This window comes from Pararhodobacter sp. CCB-MM2 (genome assembly GCF_001691415.1).
In the GTDB taxonomy this organism is placed as follows: Bacteria; Pseudomonadota; Alphaproteobacteria; order Rhodobacterales; family Rhodobacteraceae; genus Pararhodobacter.
The window spans coordinates 1-19,784 of the sequence record NZ_LRRR01000048.1 but is presented as its reverse complement, the minus strand read 5'-3'; the positions used below and the strand labels follow the sequence as shown (position 1 = coordinate 19,784).

Sequence of the window (19,784 nt, the reverse complement as noted above, 5' to 3'; positions counted from 1 at the left end):
GGGTGAATTCGCGCAGCGAAGAGGGGGGCAAAGCCCCCCTGCTTGGTCGTCCGACGAGCCTGCCCCGAAGGGGCGGGGGAGAAGGGCGAAACCCCTCTCCCGTCGCGCTCATTCGTTCCAGGCGCGGTCGCCCGAGGCATCCTTGACGCGCGTCGGCAGGCCGATCCGGTCGAGGATCTCGAAGAAAGGCTTCGGATCCAGCTCTTCGACATTGACCATCTTCGACACGTCCCAAGTGCCGTTGGCGATCAGCATCGCGGCGGCGACGGGCGGCACACCGGCGGTGTAGCTGATGCCTTGGCTGCCGACCTCAAGATAGGCTTCCTTGTGATCGGCGACGTTGTAGACGAAGACCTCGGCCGGTTGGCCGTCCTTCTTGCCCTTCACCAGCGTGCCGATGCAGGTCTTGCCGACATAATCCGGCGCCAGCGAGGACGGGTCGGGCAGCACAGCCTTCACCACCTTCAGCGGGATTACTTCCAGACCTTCAGCCGTTTTCACCGGCTTCTCGGACAGAAGTCCGAGGTTCTTCAGCACGGTGAAGACGTTGATGTAATGGTCGCCAAAGCCCATCCAGAAGCGCACATCGGCCTGCGGGTAATTCGTGGCCAGCGAATGCACTTCGTCATGGCCGGTCATATAGGCCTTCTGTTTGCCGACGACCGGCAGATCCCATTCCTTTCCGACCTCGAACATGGTGTTCGACTGCCAGCCGCCATTCTGCCAGCTGTAGACGGTGCCAGTGAACTCGCGGAAGTTGATCTCGGGGTCGAAATTCGTCGAGAACCAGCGACCATGCGAGCCCGCGTTGATGTCGATGATGTCGATCGATTCGACCTCGGGCACAAAGCCGTCGATGCCGAATTTGGCATAGGCATTCACCACGCCCGGATCGAAGCCCACGCCCAGGATCGCCGTCACGCCCTTCTCGGCGCAGGCGGCTTTGCGCTTCCACTCGTAATTGCCGTACCAGGGCGGCGTCTCGCAGATGAGGTTCGGCTCCTCGTGGATCGCCGTGTCCATATAGGCCACACCCGTCTCGACGCAGGCATCCAGCACCGGCATGTTGACGAAGGCCTGAGCCACGTTGATGACGATATCGACACCCGTCTCGCGGATCAGCGCGGCCACTTCGGCCGTGTCGCGGGCATTGACGGCATGGGCTTTCAGAACGCCCTCGACCTTCATCGCGCCTTTCTCGTGAACCGAGGCAATGATCGCCTCGCATTTCGAGAGGGTCCGGCTGGCGATATGGATATCGCCGAGAATGTCGTTGTTCTGCGCACATTTATGCGCGACGACCTGGGCTACGCCCCCGGCTCCGATGATCAGCACGTTGCGTTTCATTTACCCATGCACCTCCTTGGGTCAGTTGATGTCTCGGCCGCCCGTCAGGACAGGGCGGCAGCAAAGTCCTCGTAGCCGAAATCGCGCACTTCGCGGACGGTCCCGTCCAGTTCGCGAATGGCAATCGCCGGCATCTTCACGCCGTTGAACCAGTTTTTCTTGACCATCGTGTAACCGGCCGCGTCCTGGAACGAGAGACGGTCACCGGCTTTCAATGCCTCGGGGAAGCGGAATTCGCCGAAGATGTCGCCGGCCAGACAGGATTTCCCGCAGACCATCCATTCATGATCGCCGGCATTGGGCTCCATCTTGGCGGATTCACGGTAGATCAGCAGATCCAACATATGCGCCTCGATCGAGCTGTCGACGATGGCGAGGTTCTTGCCGTTATACAGCGTGTCCAGCACCGTCACCTCCAGCGTCGCCGCCTTGGTGATCGAGGCCTCGCCCGGCTCCAGATAGACCTGCACGCCATTCGTGTCCGAGAACCGCTTCAGCCGGTCGGCCAGTTTCTCCAGCGGATAGCCCTCGCCGGTGAAATGGATGCCGCCGCCAAGGCTGATCCAGTCCATGTCACGGATCAGATGGCCGAAACGCTGCTCGATCAGCGAGAGCATGTTGTCGAAGCGCGCGAAGTCCGCGTTCTCGCAATTGTTGTGGAACATGAAGCCGGAGATCTTGTCCGCCACGCGGGCGATCAGTTCGGGATCATGCTCGCCCAGCCGCGAGAAGGGACGGGCCGGGTCAGCAAGGTCGAAGCCCGAGGTCGAGACGCCCGGATTGACCCGCAGACCGCGGACATGGTTCGCGCTCTGGCTATCGAAGCGCTCGAGCTGGCCGATCGTGTTGAAGATGATCTTGTCGGAATGCGACAGCACCTCGCCGATCTCATGGTCCGCATAGGCCACGGAATAGGCGTGGGTTTCCTTGCCGAACTTCTCGCGGCCCAGCCGCACTTCGTACAGCGAGGACGAGGTCGTGCCATCCATATACTCGGACATGAAGTCGAAGACTGACCAGGTCGCGAAGCATTTCAACGCCAAGAGCGATTTCGCCCCGGACTGCTCGCGCAGCCAAGCGATCTTTTCCATGTTCGGCAAGAGGCGCGACTTGTCGATCAGGTAGTAGGGGGTCTGCAACATCTCGGGCCCTCCCGGGGTAAAAGGGGTCAGAGCGGCATCCAGCGCGCGCGGCGCTGATACCGTCAACCCCGTGCCCATACAATTGGTTTTTCATCGTGAGATGACAAGGAAAGGGGTTCTGCGGCCGCATAGGCCCCCGTCAGTGGCTGATCAACCCGATACTGCGTGTGCCATCCGCGTTGATCAGCACCAGCCGACCGCCGTTGAGCACATAGTAATCGACCCGCGCACCCTGCGGGTAGTCGATGCACCGCGCACCGTCGCGGTAGAATCGATAGCGCGGGGCGTCCCAGCTCTGATCCCCTGCGGTGAACCGGTAGAGCCCCCCTGCGAGATATTCCTCGCGCCCGCCGGGATAGGTGACGCGCGATTGGCCCAAAGTCTCGATCAGCCACCAATAGTCGATGCGCTGATCGCCGGGCTGAAGAAAAGGCGCAACGGACCAAGTCGGGTTGTCAGGACAAGTAGCTTTGGCGCCCGTCGCCGTGACGGCGAGGGTGATACAGAGGAGCAGGCGGTGCATGGGATCTCGGTCAGAAAGCCCGGACGAATTCGCTACGAAGACCACTCAGACGCGACCGGGGGAGGTTTCGGCGCGATGGTAGCGCAAACCTTGACCGTGTAACAGACCTCCGCCGCAAAAAGATGCGGCGGAGGGGAATGATTATTTGCGCCCGTTAGCCCTCGAGCGCTTTCTTCAGCCGCTGGAAGCTGTCCAGCGTGGACTTGGACTTCTGGCCGGACAGGAAAGCGTCGATCTTCGGGAACAGCCGAATCGCGCGGTCGGTCAGCGGATCCGACCCCTGCGCATAGAGGCCCGCCTGCACCATCATCTCGGCGCGCTCCCAGGCACCGATCAGGCGCCGCGCTTCCGAGATCTGCTGATTCTCGGCCGGGGTGGCCGCCGCGGGCAACGAGCGAGAGACGGATCGCATCAGGTCGATGGCCGGGAAGCGGCCCCTTTCGGCGATGGCCCGGTCCAGCACAACGTGGCCATCCAGCACCCCGCGCAGGATATCCGCGACCGGTTCATCCATGTCCGAGCCGGCGACGAGAACGGTGAAGACGGCGGTGATATCGCCCTGATGATCCTCGCCGGGGCCGGCGCGTTCGGCCATCGCCATGATCTGATGCGCCGTCGAGGGCGGGAAGCCACGCAGCGACGGCTGCTCACCTGCGGCCAACGCGATCTCGCGGTGGGCTTCGGCGAAACGGGTGACCGAGTCGCACATCAGAAGCACATGCTTGCCGTTGTCGCGGAAATGCTCGGCCACGGTCATCGCGGTCAGCGCGGCGCGGCGACGGGCCAGCGGCGATTGGTCCGAGGTGGCGGTGACGACGACCGACCGTGCGAGGCCTTCCTCGCCCAGAACGTCCTCGATGAAGTCCCGAAGTTCCCGTCCGCGTTCGCCGACCAGCGCCAGAACCACGACATCGGCTTCGATCCCGCGGGCCATCTGACCCAGCAGCGAAGTCTTACCGACACCCGAACCGGCGAAGAGACCGATTCGCTGACCGCGCACGATGGGCAGCAGGGTGTTGAAAGCATCGAGCCCGGTTTGCAGACGCCCGCCCAAACGCTTGCGGCGCGCGGGCGAGGGGGGCGGGTTGCGCAGGCTGCGGACCTGCGGGCCGCGCATCAGCGGACGACCATCCAAGGGCTCGCCATAGGGGTCGATGATGCGGCCCACCCAGCTGTCGTCCGGGGCGATGGAGTTGGATCCGACATGCTCCACCCGGTCGCCAATCGCGAGGCCCTCGGTGGCTTCTTCTGGAAGGATTTCAGCGCCTTCGCGGTTCAGCGCAAGGATTTCGCCGCCAATCGCGGGGCCGTCGGTTCCGCCGACGATGACGCGGTCGCCAAGCCGTGCGCGCTTGGACAGGCCCTGCACCATCAAGGTCGAGGAATGCATCTCGTGCACGCGACCGAAGTGGCGGATCGGACGGACGTTGGCCAGTTCAGCCATGAGCGGATCGAAGACGGCCATGAGAAGATTCCTTTCACTCTGCGCGTCGGTTCCAGGGGCACGTTCTGTGCCTCGTTACCGTTTCTAAAGGAATCACCCTTAATCCTTCGTATAGGCCAGCAACGGGAGAACCCCATGTTTGAAAGTCTGGACATACTGCGCATGGCGCAGGCTTTCGCCACACATGCGGCGACTCGCCAGGAGGCGATCGCGCAGAACGTGGCCAATGCAGACACGCCGGGCTACCGCTCGCGTGATGCCATTGGCTTTGGCGAATTCTGGCAGGCGACCGAGGACGGTACGCTGGCCGATCGTGACACCATCCTTCAGGAAGAAGATCCGATTACCGTCTCGCCCAACGGTAATAGCGTCTCGGTTGAATTCGAGATGATGCGCGCCGTGGAAGCACGGCAGCAGCATGAGATGGCATTGGGCATCTATTCCATGTCGCGCGATCTGATGCGCGCCTCCATCGGGAAGTGATGACCATGAGCACCCTGTCTTCAACGCTCGCGCTCTCGGCCTCCGGCATGCAATCCCAGGCCTCCCGCCTGCGCCATGTCTCCGAGAATATCGCCAACGCCGACACCCCCGGCTACCACCGCAAGTATGTCGATTTCCGCCCCATGGCCGTTGCCGGGGACGGGTTCGGTCAGGCCAGCGGCGTGCGCACCGGTCCGGTCCAGCTGGACCAAGGCGAGCTGACGCGTGTCTACGACCCCGGCCATATCCTGGCCGATGAGACCGGCCATTACGAAGGCTCCAACGTCGACGTGATGGTGGAAATCGCCGATGCGCGGGAAGCGCAGCGGTCCTACGAGGCGAACCTGAAGATGTTCGACCAGGCCAGGCAGATGTCGCAAAGCCTCATCGGGCTGCTGCGCAGATAAGGAGCTAGTAGAATGCAAGTTTCCGCCAATGTTGCCGCCCGTTCCTACGGCGCGGCCCGGAACCTCACGTCCCCTGAAGAGGGTGGCAGCGGCCAGAGCTTCGGCGCCACCGCCGCCGGCATGGTCGAGGATTTCAACACCGTCCTGCAGCGCGCCGAGACCACGGCACAGGATGCGATGACCGGCGATGCCGATCCGCATTCGCTGGTGTCGGCCCTGTCCGAGGCCCAGCTCGCGGTCGAGACCGCAGTCGCCGTCCGCGACAAGGTCGTCGAGGCTTACCTCGAAGTCCTGCGGATGCCGGTCTGAGCCGTTAGGCGGGAGAGTATCATGAGCGAGCTCGTCTTCTTCGACGTCCTGCGCCAGGGCCTGTGGGTCTCGGTGGCGATGTCCGCCCCGCTGCTGGGCGTGGCACTGGTCGCCGGCCTTGCGGTCGGCCTGTTCCAGGCCCTGACCTCGGTGCAGGAGATGACCCTGACCTTCGTGCCCAAAGTGTTGGCCATGCTGGTCGTCTTCTGGGTCTCGATGAGCGCGATGACCTCGATGCTCGTCGATTTCTTCCAAGGCCAAGTGCTGCCCATCGTGGCCGGAATCTGAGGAGGCATCCCCCATGGACAACGCCGGTTATACCCAGCTTACCCGCCAATCGGGCCTTCTGCGTGAGATCCAGCTCGTCGCGAACAACATCGCCAACATCTCGACCACCGGTTTCCGGCGCGAGGGGCTGCTGTTCTCGGAATATGTGCAGGGCCTCGGCCATCAGGAAGAATCGCTGTCGATGGCAGCGGCCCGCGGGCACCAGACCTATCTGACGCAGGGCTCGTTGACGATGACCAACGGCGATCTCGATGTCGGCATCGAGGGCGAGGGCTTCTTCACCATCCAGACCCCGAATGGCGACCGCTACACCCGCGCCGGCCATTTCATCCCCAACCAGAACGGGGAGCTGGTCACGCCCGACGGGCACCGCGTGCTCGACGTGGGCGGCGCCCCGATCTTCATCCCGCCGGATGCAGGTCAGATCGGCATCGCCCGCGACGGCACGATCTCGGCCGATGGCCAGCCGCTCGGTCAGCTGGGCCTCGTGGTGCCGGAAGATCCGTCGCAACTGACGCGCGAGACCGGCGTGCTGCACAACATCACCGGCAATGCCGTGCCGGTCGAGAACCCGAATATCCTGCAGGGCTTCCTGGAGGAATCGAACGTCAACCCGATTTCGGAGATGGCGCGCCTGATCGAGGTGCAACGCGCCTACGAACGGGGCCAGAAATTCCTCGAAAGCGAGGATGAACGCATCCGCAACGTCATCTCGACCCTCGGCCGATAGGAGAATCCCATGCGTGCCCTTCAGATTGCCGCCACCGGCATGGCTGCCCAGCAGATGCGGGTCGATACCGTGGCAAACAACCTCGCCAACATGTCGACCACCGGCTACAGCGCCCGCCGCGCCGAGTTCGCCGACCTTCACTACCAGCAGCACACCCGCGCCGGGACGATCTCGGCCTCGGACGGCACGATCGTGCCGACCGGCGTGCAGCTGGGCCTCGGCGCCCGTCCGGCGGCCGTGTCGATGATGGCCCAGCAGGGCGTGCTGACCGCGACCGGCGGCGACCTCGACATCGCCATCGAAGGTCGCGGCTGGATCGAAGTGACCATGCCCGACGGCCGCAACGCCTATACCCGCGACGGTGGCTTGAAGCGCACCGGCGACGGTCTGATCGTGACCTCGGACGGCTATGAGGTCTCTCCGGGCATCACCATTCCGGCCGATGCGACGCAGATCTCGATCAACTCGGAAGGCGAGATCTACGCCTATTTCACCGGCACCGTGCAGCCGCAGCTGCTGGGTCAGCTGACCCTCGCCGGCTTCACCAACGAGCGTGGCCTCGAGGCGCTGGGCTCGAACCTCTTCGCCGAGACCGAGGCCTCGGGCCCGCCGATGCAATCGGTGCCGGGTACGGACGGTCTGGGCACGGTGCGTCAGGGCTATCTGGAGGAAAGCTCGGTCGATCCGGTCCGCGAACTGACCGAGATGATCAAGGCACAGCGCGGCTACGAGCTGAACTCGAAGGTCATCACCGCCGCTGACCAGATGCTCGCTGCGACGACGCAGGTGCGCTGATGCGGATCCCGGCCCTCATCCTCGCGCTTTTCGCCGCGCTTCCGGCGCAGGCCGACGTGCTGCTCGCCGCGCGGACGCTCAGGGCCGGCACGCTGGTCGAAGCCGGCGACGTGATCCTGACCTCCGAGGCGGCGCCCCTGGGCGCGGCCCAGGCCATCGACGAGGCCGTGGGCTGGGAGGCCCGCGTCACGCTCTATGCGGGTCGGCCGATCCCGATCGCCAGCCTCGGGCCGCCCGCGCTGGTCGATCGCAACGAGCTGGTCACCATCGTTTTCCAAAGCGGTGGCCTCGAAATCCGCGCCGATGGGCGCGCCCTGGGTCGCGGCGCCGAAGGCGATGTGATCCGCATCATGAATCTTGCTTCGCGCAGCACCATCAGCGGGACGGTTTCCGGACCCGGTCTGGTGAGCGTGCCCTGAAAGGACCACCCATGCGCTATCTCGCCGTTCTGCCCTTCCTCGCCCTCGCAGCCTGTTCCGACCTTGCCGAGGTCGGCCGCCCGCCGGCTTTTGCCGATACCGCGCCGACGCTGGAGCATCACGCGCTCTACAACGTGCCGATCCCGCAGGTGGCCGAACGCGCCGGCGCGACCGATGGGGCCTCGCTCTGGACCGCCTCGCAGCGTTCGCTGTTCGGTGACCGCCGTGCGACCGCACCCGGCGACATTCTGACCGTGGTGATCGAGATCAACGATTCCGCGCAGATCTCGAACCAGACTGCACGGGGTCGCACGGGCTCGCAATCGATGGGCGTGCCGCAACTGTTCGGTCTGCCGCAATCGCTGGACCGTCGCCTGCCCGAGGGCGTGTCGCTGGCCAATGCTGTCGAGATGGACAGCGCCTCCAGCTTCTCGGGTCAGGGCTCGGTCAGCCGGAACGAGCAGCTGACTCTGCGCGTGGCGACGACCATCATCGAGCGTCTGCCGAACGGTGTGCTGCGCATCGAGGGGACGCAGGAAGTCCGCGTCAACAACGAGCTGCGCGAGCTGATCGTCACTGGCTTCATCCGCCCCGAGGATATCTCGCGGCGCAACGAGATCTCGTATGACCGCATTGCGGGCGCGCGCATCAGCTACGGTGGCCGTGGCCAGATCACGCAGATGCAGCAGCCGCGCTACGGTCAGCAGGTCGCCGATATCATCCTGCCGTTCTGATAGGAGGACGTGATGCTGCGCAAACTTCTTCCGGTCATCCTGCTGATCGTCGGTTTGGGCGGCGGTGTCGGGGCGGGGATCTTCCTCAAACCCGCCGCCGCGCCGGTCGAGGAACACGCAGCCGAAACCGATGCCCACGGCAATCCCATCGCCGCCGAGCATGGTGCCGACACGGGCCATGGCGCCACGGCCGAGGCCGGGCATGGCGATGGCGGGGCCAGCCAATATCTGGCGTCGATGGGCCCGACCGAGACCGTACGCCTGCCCAACCAGTTCGTGGTGCCGATCCTGACCAATGGTCGCGTCGAGGCCATGGTGGTCGTCGGGCTGGCGATGGAGATGTCGGTCGGCCACCAGTTTTCGCTGGTCGAGGACGAGCCGCGCCTGCGCGCCGCCCTGCTGCAACTGCTGTTCGACCACGCCAATATCGGTGGCTTCAGCGGCATCTTCACCTCGGGCGAGGCGCTTTTGCAGCTGCGGCGGATGCTGCGCGAGGCCGCGCGGCAGATTGTCGGCCCCGAAGTTCAGGACATCCTGATCACCGAATTGCTGCGTCAGGACAGCTGAGGCTGTTCCCGGCGTAGCCCGGGCCGCGCCTCCGGTTTCACCCGCCGGAGACAAGGCCCCGCCCAGGCGGAGGGCACCCCTTCAAAGATCGGGACAAACCCGGCTTTCTCATCCCCAACTATCCCACTTCACCTTCACCCCATGAAAACGGCCGGCCCCTTTCGGGACCGGCCATTTTCCTGTCGGCGCTGCGGCGGGGATCAGCCCTGCAGCGTGCGCACCCCATAGCCCTCGCGGCGGGCCTTCATTGCGGCGGCGGCGGCAATCGCGCCGGCGGCGGTGGTGAAGTAGGGGATCTTGTCCATCAGGGCGACGCGGCGGATATCGCGGCTGTCCTTGATCGACTGCGCGCCCTCGGTGGTGTTGAACACCAGCGCGATATCGGCGTTCTTCAGGCGGTCGACGATGTTCGGACGGCCCTCGTAGACCTTGTTCACCAGCGTGGTCGCGATGCCCTCGGCCTTGAGCCAGCTGGCGGTGCCAGCGGTGGCGACGATCTCGAAGCCCATCTCGGCCAGATCACGGACAGCGCCGGCCAGCGCCGCGGTCTTGTCGGTGTCGCGCACCGAGACGAAGACCCGGCCCTCTTCGGGCAGATGCGTGCCCGCGCCCATCTGCGCCTTCAGGAAGGCCAGCGGGAACGAGCGGTCCCAGCCCATGACCTCGCCGGTCGAGCGCATTTCCGGCCCGAGCAGCGTGTCGACGCCCGGGAAGCGCGCAAACGGCAGCACCGCTTCCTTGACCGAGAACCACGGGGTGATCGGGTCGGCCAGCGTGTCCGGATTGGCCAGCGGCAGCGGGCTGTCGGGGCCCACGCCGGCGGGGTAGGGGGCGCGCAGCGGGAAGTTCGACATCGGCTCGCCGGCCATCAGTCGAGCCGCGATGGAGGCGATGGCCGAGTCGGTGGCCTTGGCGACGAAGGGCACCGTGCGCGAGGCGCGCGGGTTCACTTCGAGGACGTAGATCACGCCGTCCTTGATCGCGAACTGCACGTTCATCAGGCCGACGACGCCGAGTTTCAGCGCCATCTTCTCGGCCTGAACCTTCATCTCTTCGACCAGCGCCTTGTCCAGCGAATGCGGCGGCAGGCAGCAGGCCGAGTCACCCGAGTGAACCCCGGCTTCTTCGATATGCTCCATGATGCCCGCGACGTGGACGGTCTTGCCGTCCGACAGCGCGTCCACGTCGACCTCGATGGCGCCCGACAGATAGCTGTCCAGAAGCACCGGGTTCTTGCCCGAGACGCTGACGGCGGTGGTGATGTAGCGCTTCAGCTGATCCATGTCGCGCACGATTTCCATCGCGCGGCCGCCCAGCACATAGGACGGACGGATCACCAGCGGGAAGCCGATGCGGCCGGCGATCTCGATGGCCTGCTCGTCCGACGAGGCGATGCCGTTGATCGGCTGCTTCAGGCCCAGCTCGTTCAGCATCTGCTGGAACCGCTCGCGGTCTTCGGCAAGGTCGATGGCGTCGGGCGAGGTGCCGAGGATCGGAATGCCTTCCGCCGCCAGCTCATTGGCCAGCTTCAGCGGCGTCTGGCCGCCGAATTGCACGATCACGCCGTGCAGGGTGCCGTTCGACTGCTCGACCCGCAGGATTTCCATGACGTGCTCGATGGAGAGCGGCTCGAAATACAGACGGTCCGAGGTGTCGTAGTCGGTGGACACGGTCTCAGGGTTGCAGTTGACCATGATGGTCTCATAGCCCGCATCGGTCAGCGCGTAGCAGGCATGGCAGCAGCAATAGTCGAACTCGATGCCCTGACCGATCCGGTTCGGGCCACCGCCGAGGATGACGACCTTCTTGCGGTCGGACGGACGCGCCTCGCATTCCACCTCGCCCATCGCCGGGACTTCGTAGGTCGAATACATGTAGGGCGTCTGCGCTTCGAACTCGGCGGCGCAGGTGTCGATGCGCTTGAAGACGGCGTTGACGCCGGCCCCGGTGCGCAGGCGGCGCACCGCGGTCTCGGTCTTGCCCGAGAGCGTGGCGAGGCGGGCATCGGTGAAGCCCAGCATCTTCAGCTTGCGCAGCCCGTCGGTGTCCGTGGGCAGGCCGTTCGCCAGAACCTCGGCCTCGGCCTCGACGATCTCGCGGATCCGGGCGAGGAACCACGGGTCGAACGCCGTGACCGCCTGGATCTCGTCGTCCGACAGGCCATGGCGCATCGCCTGGGCGATGACGCGCAGGCGGTCCGGGGTGACCTGGCTCAGGGCCTTCTGGATCGCGGCTTTCTCGGGCGCGCCGGGGATCACCACATCGTCGAAGCCGGACAGGCCGGTCTCTAGCGAGGCGAGCGCCTTTTGCAGCGATTCATGGATCGTGCGGCCGATGGCCATCGCCTCGCCCACCGATTTCATCGCGGTGGTGAGATAGGGCTCGGAACCCGGGAATTTCTCGAAGGCGAAGCGCGGGATCTTGGTGACGACATAGTCGATGGTCGGCTCGAACGAGGCGGGCGTGACCTTGGTGATGTCGTTGTCCAGCTCGTCGAGCGTATAGCCCACGGCCAGTTTCGCGGCGATCTTGGCGATCGGGAAGCCGGTGGCCTTGGACGCCAGCGCCGAGGAGCGCGACACGCGCGGGTTCATCTCGATGACGACCATGCGGCCGTCCTTCGGGTTGATCGCCCATTGCACGTTCGAGCCGCCGGTCTCGACGCCGATCTCGCGCAGCACGGCAATCGAGCCGTTGCGCATGATCTGGTATTCCTTGTCGGTGAGCGTCAGCGCGGGCGCGACGGTGATCGAGTCGCCGGTATGCACGCCCATCGGATCGACGTTCTCGATGGAGCAGACGATGATCGCGTTGTCCGCCTTGTCGCGGACGACCTCCATCTCGTATTCCTTCCAGCCTAGCAGGCTTTCGTCCACCAGCACCTGCGCCACCGGCGAGGCCTCGAGACCCGAGCGCACGATGGCCTCATAGTCGTCGCGGTTATAGGCGACGCCACCGCCGGTGCCGCCCAGCGTGAAGGCGGGGCGGATGATCGCCGGCAGGCCGATGTGTTCCAGATCCTGCATCGCCTGCGCGATCCCGGCCTTGATGTCGTATTTGCCGTTCGGCAGCTTCGGCGCGGCGACGATGGTGGCCTTGGGGTTTTCCAGCCCGATGCGGTCCATCGCCTCGCGGAACAGCTTGCGGTCTTCGGCCATCTCGATGGCCTCGCGGTTCGCGCCGATCAGCTGAACGCCGAATTTCTCCAGCACCCCGAGGTCAGCGAGGGCCAGCGCGGTGTTGAGGCCGGTCTGCCCGCCCATGGTCGGCAGCAGGGCATCGGGGCGCTCGGCCTCGATGATCTTGGCGACGACTTCGGGGGTGATCGGCTCGATATAGGTGGCGTCGGCGAGCTGCGGATCGGTCATGATCGTCGCCGGGTTCGAGTTCACCAGAATGACCCGGTAACCCTCTTCGCGCAGGGCCTTGCAGGCCTGGGCGCCCGAGTAATCGAACTCGCAGGCCTGGCCGATGACGATGGGCCCTGCGCCGATGATCATGATGGACTTGATATCGGTTCTTTTCGGCATGGCGGGCCCTTTCCATGGCAGCGCGCGGGACGTCTGGCCCGGTGCTGCGGATTCGTGCTTCAAGCAAATTGTGCGGGGTTTAGGCGACCACGGCCCGCCGCGCAACCCCGCTTCGTCGCGGGTCGGGTTGCGCCTGTTCCTCGCCGCGCGCGCGTGCTACGCGGCAGCGCAGCACACTCTGTCCCCAAGGCTGGTTTCCGCCGCATGATCCTCATCGAACATGGGCCCGAGGGCCGCCCCGCCCTGTTTGCCGACGCGCGCGAGACACTGGTCGCACGGGAGGCGTCCGAGGTGATGCCGCTGCTCGCGCAGGCCGAGGCCGCGCGGGCGCAGGGGCTCTGGGTCGCCGGCTGGATCGCCTATGAGGCGGGGTATGCGCTGGAAGACCGTCTGCGGCCGTTGATACCCGCGGGCGCCGGGCCGCTGCTGGTGCTGGGCCTCTACGATGCACCGCAGGACGCGGGCGCGATGTTGGAGCAGGCCGAGGCCGGGGCCCCCGCCGCGTCTTTGGCGCCCATCCGTCCGCTGGTCGATCAGGCCGGGCATGCCGCGGCGATCAAACGGGTGCTTGATTACATCGCGGCGGGCGATTGCTATCAGATCAACCTGACGATCCCGCTGGCAAGCCGCCTTCAATCCGGCACCGCGCTGGGCCTCTATGGCGCGCTGCGGGCACGGCAGGCAGTGGGCTTCGGCGCCTATGCCGACATGGGCGCGGGGCCGGTACTGATCTCGCGCTCGCCTGAGCTGTTCTTCCGGACCGAGGGCGAGTGCATCGAGAGCCGCCCGATGAAAGGCACCCGCCCGCGTCATGCCGAACCTATGGAAGACGCCCGCCTCGCGGCCGAGCTGCGCGCTTCGGTCAAGGACCGGGCCGAGAACCTGATGATCGTCGACCTCCTGCGCAACGACATCTCACGCATCGCGCAGGTGGGGTCGGTCAAGGTGCCGGAACTCTTCGGCATCGACAGCTTTGCGACCGTTCATCAGATGTCCTCGACCGTCGAAGGCCGGCTCCTGCCCGGCGCGGGGCTGCCCGGGCTGATGGCGGCGCTGTTCCCTTGCGGCTCGATCACCGGCGCACCGAAAATCCGGGCGATGCAGATCATCCGCGAGCTGGAGCCCCATCCCCGCGGCGCCTATTGCGGCGCGATCGGTTGGGCCGCGCCCGATGGGGCGCAGGCCTGGTCTGTGGCGATCCGCACGCTGTCGCTGTCGCCTGACGGGAGCGTGGTGTTGAACGTGGGCGGCGGCGTGGTGCAGGATTCGACGCCCCAAGGAGAATGGGAGGAAGCGCTGTGGAAAGCCGCCTTCGCGGGGCCGGTCATCCCGGTCTGACGCTGATCGAGACGATGTATTGGGACGGCACGCATGTCCCGCGCTGGCCCCTGCACCTCACCCGCCTCACACGCGGGTCCGAGGCGCTGGGTTGGCGCCTGCCCGAAGTGGTCCTTTCCGGCCCCACGGAACCCGCGCGCCTGCGCCTGACGCTCGATGCCGAAGGACGGCTCGACCTGCAATCCGGCCCGCTGCCTCCGGCGCGAGAGGTCTGGCGGCTGGCCCTGTCGCCTGAGCGCCTGTCCTCCGATGACCCTTGGCTCAGCGTGAAATCCTCTAAGCGCGAGATCTACGACCGCGCCCGCGCTGCGATGCCCGAAGGTGTGGACGAAGTGTTGCTCCTGAACGAACGGGGCGAGGTCTGCGATGGCTCTATCACAACGCTGTTCTTCGATCGTGGCGAGGGCCTGCGCACACCCCCTCTGTCTTGCGGCTTGCTGCCGGGCGTCCTGCGCGCGGAACTCGGCGTGCCGGAAGAGATCCTGCGTCCAGAGGATCTGCCGAACGTGCGCCTTTGGATCGGCAACGCGCTGCGCGGCCTGATGCTGGCGTGCTGGGTCGGATGAGCGGGCAGGGGGGCTCTGCCCCCCTCGGCTTCGCCTCACCCCCCGGGATATTTATGGAGTAAAGATGCGAAAGCGACGTGCCCACGAGGAATACGTCGCCATCTTCACTCACGGTCATCGCCGTCCCCGGCTGCACCGTGAAAACAGCATGCGCGCGTTAACCTTGATGAGAGATTAACGCGCGCATCTTTACTCTAAAAATATCCCGGGGGTCGGGGGGCAGAGCCCCCCTCTGTCCTCACCGCTCAGAGGCAGGCTTCGAACAGCGCGCGGGTGTTCTGGGCCGTCATCTCGATCGGGTTGCCGCCGCAGGACGGATCCTCGAGTGCCATCTCGGTCAGCGTGTCGAGGTCCGGGTTCGTGACGCCCAAGGCCGTCAGGTTTGCCGGGATTGCCAGCGTCTCGCGCAGGTCCATGACGGCGGCGCGGAAGCCCTCGTAGCCGCCGGCGATGCCGATATACGCGGCTGCGCGGGTCAGGCGCTCTTCGATGGCCGAGCGGTTGAAGTCCAGCACCATCGGCATCACCACGGCGTTCGTGGTGCCGTGATGGGTGTTGTAGACCGCGCCGATCGGGTGGCTCAGCGAATGGATCGCGCCGAGGCCCTTCTGGAACGCGACCGCGCCCATGGCGGCGGCGGACATCATATGGGCGCGGGCTTCGAGGTCATCGGGCGTCGCATAGACCTTGGGCAGGTTCTCGAACACCAGCCGCATGCCTTCCAGCGCGATGCCCTGCGACATCGGGTGGTAGAAAGGCGAGCAATAGGCCTCGAGGCAATGCGCCAGCGCGTCCATGCCGGTGCCGGCGGTGATGAATTTCGGCATGCCGACGGTCAGCGCCGGGTCGCAGATCGTCACTGCGGGCATCAGCTTCGGGTGGAAGATGATCTTCTTCTTATGCGTCGTGGCATTGGTCAGCACGCCCGCGCGGCCGACCTCGGACCCGGTGCCCGCCGTCGTCGGCACGGCGATGATCGGCGCGATCTTCGCGGCGTCCGCCCGGGTCCACCAATCTCCGATATCCTCCAGATCCCAGACCGACAGTGAGGCCGGTTGATCCGCCATCAGCGCAATCATCTTACCCAGATCCAGCGCCGAGCCGCCGCCGAAGCAGATCACCCCGTCATGCCCGCCCGCTTTGTAGACGGCGATGCCAGCGGCCATGTTGGCCTCGGTCGGGTTGGCGTCGACCTCGGAGAACAGCGCGCGGCCAAGGCCACCCGCCTCAAGCACCGAAAGGGCCTCGGCGGTGATCGGCAGGCTCGCGAGCGCCTTGTCGGTCACCAGAAGCGGCGCCTTCATGCCCGTGGCTTTCGCGTGATCGGCCAGTTCCTTGATGCGGCCCACGCCGAATTTGACGGCCGTGGGATAGGACCAGTTCATGGTGGGGACGCTCATTTCGTGACCTTCTTCAGATGGTAGGATTTCGGCCGCGTGACCGATTGGAAGCCCAGAGCCGACAGCGCGGCGCCGCGGCCGGTGTCCTTGCAGCCGGTCCAGCACAGGGCCGGGTCGAGGTAATCGCAGCGGTTCATGAACACGGTGCCCGTCTCGATCTGCGCGCCGATCTCGGCGGCGGCCTCGGTATCGGCGGTCCAGATCGAGGCGGTGAGGCCGTAGTCGCAATCGTTCATCAGCGCGATGGCTTCGGCGTCGCCCGAGACCTTCATGATCCCGACGACCGGGCCGAAGCTTTCCTCGCGCATCACGCGCATGGAATGATCGACATCGACGAGGATCTGCGGCGCGAGATAGGCGCCACCGTCATCGGCCGGGAACAGCGCCGGGTCGATCAGCGCCTTGGCGCCGGCGGCCACGGCCTCGGCCACCTGCGCGCGGACGATCTTGGCGAAGCGGGCGTTGGCCATCGGGCCGATGGTGGTGTCGGCGTCGAAGGGATTGCCCAGTTTCAGCGCCTTCACCCAGGCCACGGCTTTCTCGACGAAAGCGTCGTAGAGGCGCTCGTGCACATAGATCCGCTCAATGCCGCAGCAGCACTGGCCGGCGTTGAACATCGCGCCGTCCATCAGGCTGTCCACCGCCGCATCGAGGTCCGCATCGGCGCGGACATAGCCCGGATCCTTGCCACCGAGTTCCAGCCCGGTGCCGGTGAAGGTGCCGGCCGCGGCCTTCTCGATCGCCTTGCCGCCGCCGACGGAGCCCGTGAAGTTCACGAAGCCGAAGGCGCGCGCGCCGATCAGGGCCTCGGTCGTGGCGTGGTCCAGGACGACGTTCTGGAACACATCGCCGGGCACCCCGGCCTCGGCCATCGCCTGCGCGATGCGCTCGCCCACCAGCAGGGTCTGCGAGGCGTGTTTCAGCATCACCGCATTCCCGGCGATCAGCGCGGGCACGATGGTGTTCATCGCCGTCATGTAGGGATAGTTCCACGGCGCGATGACCAGCACCACGCCCACGGCCTCGCGCGCGATGTAGCGGCGGAAGGTGGCGCCATCCTCGACCAGCGTGGGGGCCAGCGCCTCGGCGGCGATGCCGGCCATGTAGCGCGAGCGTTCGTTCATGCCGCCGAATTCGCCGCCATAGCGGGTCGGGCGGCCCATCTGCCAGGCCAGTTCCTCGACCACCGGTTCCTTCATCGCGTTGAGCGCGTCGACCCCGGCCATGACCAGCGCGATACGCTCGTCGAGCGGGCGCGCGGCCCAGGCCTTTTGCGCGGCCTTGGCGCGGGCGACGGCGGCTTCGGCCTCGGCCAGCGGCAGGGCGGGCCGCTCGGCATAGATCCGCCCGTCCACGGGCGAGAGGCATTGGATCGTGGTCATTCTGGCTCCTTGGTCAGGGCGGGGGCGAGCCCGGTCGGCCGCCCCCGCATAGCGTGTCTTCGTCTGGCCCGGGAGGGGCCTTAGGGGTTCGTGCGACGGGGTACCGCGCCGCAGATGCCGATCGCGCGCTGGTGGCCGCAATCGACACGGTAGGTCGCGTCGAAATCTTCGGTCCAGATCTGCGAGAAATTGCCACCGCCGCCGCAGCCGTCATCGCCGATAATGGTGCGGTTGACGCGGACATAGACCACGCCGGTCGCGCCCGAGGCGCAGCAGGCCTGATTGCGGACGCGGTCGATCATCGAGTTCTGGCCATGCGGCAGGTTGCGGTAGATGCCAGGAAAGCGGGTCCAGTTGATCCGACGGTCACCGCCCGATCCGGTCTGGCATTGCGACGGGATGTCGTGGTTGTTGCGGGCAACCCAAAGGGCGGCGGTGCATTCGCGCAGCGCGCCGAACGCACGACGGCGGCAATCGTCGGGATTGGCGCGGCTGCAGGTGCCCGAGGCATCGAGCTCCATCACAGGTTGACGGCCACTGGGCACGGTGGGGCCCCAGACGTCGATATGCGCCGAACACCCGCGCGAGATATCGGCAGCGGCGGGCAGGGCGGAGAGAAGGGACAGGCCGAGGGCAAGGGCGGCACGGCGGAGGGGGGTACTCGTGAGGCGCATGATGGGGGTCCTTGTTGCTGGCCCCCGTAGGTCGTTGTGACGACAAGATGGGTTCAATGCACCCTGCCGACGGGTCGCGAAGACCCGCCGCAGATCCCCGTGCCGCGCCCGCGTGGGGCGCCAGCCGGAGGCAGGGCGCAGGGTGCGTGTCATGACCGCTCGAAGCCGCGGCGCAGTTCGAAATCGGTGACGACACGGTCGGTTTCGCTGATCTCCCAGCGTGCCGAGCGGACGTAATGGTCGACGACATTGCCGCCCAAGGCCTCGCGCAGCCATGCCGAACTTTCGGCCAGATCGGCGGCCTCGCGCAGGGTCGTCGGGATCTCGCGGACGTTCTCGGCGGCGTACATGTCGCCCTTCATCTCGGGCTCCAGCGCCATCCCCTTCTCGATCCCGTCGAGGCCGGCGGCCAGCAGGGCGGCGCAGGCGGTATAGGGGTTCAGATCGGCCCCGCCGATGCGGCATTCGACGCGCACGCCCTTGGTGCCCACGCCGCAGACGCGGAAGCCGGCGGTGCGGTTGTCGGCGGACCACACGGCCTTGGTCGGCGCGAAAAGGCCCACGCAGAACCGCTTGTAGCTGTTCACATAGGGCGCGAGGAACAGGGTGATCTCGCGCGCATGGGCCAGCTGACCGGCGAGGAACTGACGCATCAGCGTCGACATGCCGTATTCCGCGTCCTTGTCGGCAAAGGCGGCCTGACCGTCGATAAACCACAGCGACTGGTGCACATGGCTCGAGGAGCCGGCCTTGTCATGGTGGTACTTGGCCATGAAGGTGACGGACTTGCCCTGCGCGTGCGCGATTTCCTTGGTGGCGTTCTTGATGATGACGTGGTTGTCGGCGGTGGTCAGCGCGTCGGCATAACGCGCGTTGACCTCGGCCTGAGCGATCTCGGCCTCGCCCTTGGTGTTCTCGACGGGAATGCCCGCGCCATAAAGGCCGTTGCGCAGGGCGCGCATCAGGGGCTCTTCCTTGGTCGTCTGGAAGATGTGGTAATCCTCGTTATAGCCCGAAATCGGCTTGAGGTCGCGCACGCCATGGTCGCGCAGCTGATCGTAGCTGTTCTCGAAGACGAAGAACTCCAGCTCGGTCGCCATCATCGCGTCGAAGCCGAGGGCCTTGGCGCGCTCGATCTGCTTTTTCAGGATCGCGCGCGGGGATTGCGGCACCGGCTGGTGGGTGTGGTGATCGAGCAGGTCGCACAGCACCAGCGCAGTGCCGGGCAGCCAGGGCGTGCGGCGCAGGGTCGACAGGTCGGGCTTCAGGACATAATCGCCATAGCCCTGCTCCCAGCTGGCGGTCTTGTAACCGGGAACGGTGTACATCTCCATATCCACGGTCAGCAGGTAGTCGCAGCAATGCGTCTCCTCATGGCCATGGCTGAGGAAGTGGGCGGCATGGAAGCGCTTGCCCATCAGGCGGCCCTGCATGTCGATGCCCGCCACCACCACGGTGTCGATCTCGCCGGCCTCGAAGGCGTCGGCCAGGGTTTCCAGCGTCAGGTATCCGCTCATCACGTCCTCATTGGGCGCGGGGCGCCCCATCATCTTGTCTGAAATACTCGCGGGGGGTGCAGGGGTGTCCTTTTATACCCTTCGGACGCTGCGGAGGAAGAGGATGGTGGAGTGCTTGGGGGTCGCGCGGTTACTAAAAAAAAAAAATGACGTTAGAGATGGAGCAGAGGACGGAGGATGACAACTAGA

The 19,784-nt window shown here is 65.7% G+C and carries 20 protein-coding genes; 11 read left to right on the top strand and 9 right to left on the bottom strand.

The annotated features are described in order from the left end of the window. Window positions 1-108: 108 nt before the first annotated feature. The 4 genes from BCY78_RS23425 to BCY78_RS23410 form a co-directional block, all read right to left on the bottom strand. Window positions 109-1,347: a saccharopine dehydrogenase family protein gene (locus BCY78_RS23425; RefSeq protein ID WP_068306656.1), complete on the bottom strand. Its 1,239-nt coding sequence runs from the start codon at window positions 1,345-1,347 to the stop codon at window positions 109-111. A 44-nt stretch (window positions 1,348-1,391) separates the two neighbouring features. Continuing rightward, window positions 1,392-2,486, bottom strand: a complete 1,095-nt coding sequence (locus BCY78_RS23420) for a carboxynorspermidine decarboxylase (protein WP_068306660.1) — start codon at window positions 2,484-2,486, stop codon at window positions 1,392-1,394. Between the two features lie 142 nt (window positions 2,487-2,628). After that, window positions 2,629-3,012, bottom strand: a complete 384-nt coding sequence (locus tag BCY78_RS23415) for a hypothetical protein (protein WP_068306654.1) — start codon at window positions 3,010-3,012, stop codon at window positions 2,629-2,631. Window positions 3,013-3,166: 154 nt separating this feature from the next. Then, a complete protein-coding gene (locus BCY78_RS23410; RefSeq protein ID WP_068306652.1) occupies window positions 3,167-4,477 on the bottom strand; it encodes a FliI/YscN family ATPase in 1,311 nt (436 codons plus the stop codon). Window positions 4,478-4,591: 114 nt separating this feature from the next. On the opposite strand from BCY78_RS23410, the gene BCY78_RS23405 reads away from it, so the two are divergent. Genes BCY78_RS23405 through BCY78_RS23365 form a run of 9 tightly spaced genes read left to right on the top strand, consistent with a single transcriptional unit; the run spans window position 4,592 to window position 9,188 of the window. Next, window positions 4,592-4,939 (top strand): FlgB family protein, encoded by a 348-nt coding sequence (locus BCY78_RS23405; RefSeq protein ID WP_068306651.1) that lies wholly within the window; start codon window positions 4,592-4,594, stop codon window positions 4,937-4,939. A gap of 5 nt (window positions 4,940-4,944) precedes the next feature. Next, window positions 4,945-5,346 (top strand): flagellar basal body rod protein FlgC, encoded by a 402-nt coding sequence (gene flgC, locus BCY78_RS23400; protein ID WP_068306659.1) that lies wholly within the window; start codon window positions 4,945-4,947, stop codon window positions 5,344-5,346. Window positions 5,347-5,358: 12 nt separating this feature from the next. After that, on the top strand, window positions 5,359-5,655 hold the full coding sequence (fliE, locus tag BCY78_RS23395; RefSeq protein ID WP_068306648.1) for a flagellar hook-basal body complex protein FliE: 297 nt from the start codon (window positions 5,359-5,361) through the stop codon (window positions 5,653-5,655). A gap of 21 nt (window positions 5,656-5,676) precedes the next feature. Beyond that, on the top strand, window positions 5,677-5,943 hold the full coding sequence (locus BCY78_RS23390; RefSeq protein WP_068306647.1) for a flagellar biosynthetic protein FliQ: 267 nt from the start codon (window positions 5,677-5,679) through the stop codon (window positions 5,941-5,943). A gap of 13 nt (window positions 5,944-5,956) precedes the next feature. Beyond that, window positions 5,957-6,673, top strand: a complete 717-nt coding sequence (locus BCY78_RS23385; protein ID WP_068306645.1) for a flagellar hook-basal body complex protein — start codon at window positions 5,957-5,959, stop codon at window positions 6,671-6,673. Between the two features lie 9 nt (window positions 6,674-6,682). Then, window positions 6,683-7,468 (top strand): flagellar basal-body rod protein FlgG, encoded by a 786-nt coding sequence (gene flgG, locus BCY78_RS23380; RefSeq protein ID WP_068306643.1) that lies wholly within the window; start codon window positions 6,683-6,685, stop codon window positions 7,466-7,468. Then, entirely contained in the window at window positions 7,468-7,887 is a 420-nt protein-coding gene (flgA, locus tag BCY78_RS23375) for a flagellar basal body P-ring formation chaperone FlgA (protein ID WP_068306641.1), read from the top strand. The genes flgG and flgA overlap by 1 nt, the downstream gene beginning before the upstream one ends. Window positions 7,888-7,898: 11 nt before the next feature. Next, window positions 7,899-8,621 (top strand): flagellar basal body L-ring protein FlgH, encoded by a 723-nt coding sequence (gene flgH, locus BCY78_RS23370; RefSeq protein WP_068306640.1) that lies wholly within the window; start codon window positions 7,899-7,901, stop codon window positions 8,619-8,621. Window positions 8,622-8,633: 12 nt separating this feature from the next. Further along, a complete protein-coding gene (locus BCY78_RS23365) occupies window positions 8,634-9,188 on the top strand; it encodes a hypothetical protein (RefSeq protein WP_068306639.1) in 555 nt (184 codons plus the stop codon). A gap of 200 nt (window positions 9,189-9,388) precedes the next feature. Here BCY78_RS23365 and carB read toward each other — a convergent pair whose 3' ends face one another. Next, the gene (gene carB / locus BCY78_RS23360; RefSeq protein WP_068306638.1) at window positions 9,389-12,718 is read right to left on the bottom strand and encodes a carbamoyl-phosphate synthase large subunit; all 3,330 of its coding nucleotides are present in this window, start codon (window positions 12,716-12,718) and stop codon (window positions 9,389-9,391) included. 204 nt (window positions 12,719-12,922) lie between these two features. On the opposite strand from carB, the gene BCY78_RS23355 reads away from it, so the two are divergent. Together BCY78_RS23355 and BCY78_RS23350 are read left to right on the top strand one after the other, a co-directional pair. Further along, window positions 12,923-14,056, top strand: coding sequence for an aminodeoxychorismate synthase component I (locus BCY78_RS23355; RefSeq protein WP_068306636.1), 1,134 nt, complete (start codon window positions 12,923-12,925; stop codon window positions 14,054-14,056). Then, window positions 14,017-14,622, top strand: coding sequence for an aminotransferase class IV family protein (locus tag BCY78_RS23350; RefSeq protein ID WP_083195269.1), 606 nt, complete (start codon window positions 14,017-14,019; stop codon window positions 14,620-14,622). Before BCY78_RS23355 ends, BCY78_RS23350 begins: the two co-directional genes overlap by 40 nt. A 245-nt stretch (window positions 14,623-14,867) precedes the next feature. On the opposite strand, the gene BCY78_RS23345 is transcribed toward BCY78_RS23350, so the two are convergent. From BCY78_RS23345 to BCY78_RS23330, 4 genes are all read right to left on the bottom strand, one after another. After that, a complete protein-coding gene (locus BCY78_RS23345; protein ID WP_068306632.1) occupies window positions 14,868-16,022 on the bottom strand; it encodes an iron-containing alcohol dehydrogenase in 1,155 nt (384 codons plus the stop codon). Then, window positions 16,019-17,404 carry an aldehyde dehydrogenase family protein gene (locus BCY78_RS23340; protein ID WP_068306630.1) on the bottom strand — a complete coding sequence of 462 codons (1,386 nt, stop codon included), beginning with the start codon at window positions 17,402-17,404 and terminating at the stop codon, window positions 16,019-16,021. The genes BCY78_RS23345 and BCY78_RS23340 overlap by 4 nt, the downstream gene beginning before the upstream one ends. A gap of 80 nt (window positions 17,405-17,484) precedes the next feature. Then, window positions 17,485-18,078, bottom strand: a complete 594-nt coding sequence (locus tag BCY78_RS23335) for a hypothetical protein (protein ID WP_068306628.1) — start codon at window positions 18,076-18,078, stop codon at window positions 17,485-17,487. 149 nt (window positions 18,079-18,227) lie between these two features. After that, entirely contained in the window at window positions 18,228-19,595 is a 1,368-nt protein-coding gene (locus BCY78_RS23330) for a glutamine synthetase family protein (RefSeq protein ID WP_068306657.1), read from the bottom strand. Window positions 19,596-19,784: the final 189 nt, after the last annotated feature.

Coding starts and splice junctions, on each gene's coding strand:
- BCY78_RS23425 (WP_068306656.1), bottom strand. CDS start 1,347: ATGAAACGCAACGTGCTGATCATCGGAGCCGGGGGCGTAGCCCAGGTC.
- BCY78_RS23415 (WP_068306654.1), bottom strand. CDS start 3,012: ATGCACCGCCTGCTCCTCTGTATCACCCTCGCCGTCACGGCGACGGGC.
- BCY78_RS23410 (WP_068306652.1), bottom strand. CDS start 4,477: ATGGCCGTCTTCGATCCGCTCATGGCTGAACTGGCCAACGTCCGTCCG.
- BCY78_RS23405 (WP_068306651.1), top strand. CDS start 4,592: ATGTTTGAAAGTCTGGACATACTGCGCATGGCGCAGGCTTTCGCCACA.
- flgC (WP_068306659.1), top strand. CDS start 4,945: ATGAGCACCCTGTCTTCAACGCTCGCGCTCTCGGCCTCCGGCATGCAA.
- fliE (WP_068306648.1), top strand. CDS start 5,359: ATGCAAGTTTCCGCCAATGTTGCCGCCCGTTCCTACGGCGCGGCCCGG.
- BCY78_RS23390 (WP_068306647.1), top strand. CDS start 5,677: ATGAGCGAGCTCGTCTTCTTCGACGTCCTGCGCCAGGGCCTGTGGGTC.
- BCY78_RS23385 (WP_068306645.1), top strand. CDS start 5,957: ATGGACAACGCCGGTTATACCCAGCTTACCCGCCAATCGGGCCTTCTG.
- flgG (WP_068306643.1), top strand. CDS start 6,683: ATGCGTGCCCTTCAGATTGCCGCCACCGGCATGGCTGCCCAGCAGATG.
- flgA (WP_068306641.1), top strand. CDS start 7,468: ATGCGGATCCCGGCCCTCATCCTCGCGCTTTTCGCCGCGCTTCCGGCG.
- flgH (WP_068306640.1), top strand. CDS start 7,899: ATGCGCTATCTCGCCGTTCTGCCCTTCCTCGCCCTCGCAGCCTGTTCC.
- BCY78_RS23365 (WP_068306639.1), top strand. CDS start 8,634: ATGCTGCGCAAACTTCTTCCGGTCATCCTGCTGATCGTCGGTTTGGGC.
- carB (WP_068306638.1), bottom strand. CDS start 12,718: ATGCCGAAAAGAACCGATATCAAGTCCATCATGATCATCGGCGCAGGG.
- BCY78_RS23355 (WP_068306636.1), top strand. CDS start 12,923: ATGATCCTCATCGAACATGGGCCCGAGGGCCGCCCCGCCCTGTTTGCC.
- BCY78_RS23345 (WP_068306632.1), bottom strand. CDS start 16,022: ATGAGCGTCCCCACCATGAACTGGTCCTATCCCACGGCCGTCAAATTC.
- BCY78_RS23340 (WP_068306630.1), bottom strand. CDS start 17,404: ATGACCACGATCCAATGCCTCTCGCCCGTGGACGGGCGGATCTATGCC.
- BCY78_RS23335 (WP_068306628.1), bottom strand. CDS start 18,078: ATGCGCCTCACGAGTACCCCCCTCCGCCGTGCCGCCCTTGCCCTCGGC.
- BCY78_RS23330 (WP_068306657.1), bottom strand. CDS start 19,595: ATGAGCGGATACCTGACGCTGGAAACCCTGGCCGACGCCTTCGAGGCC.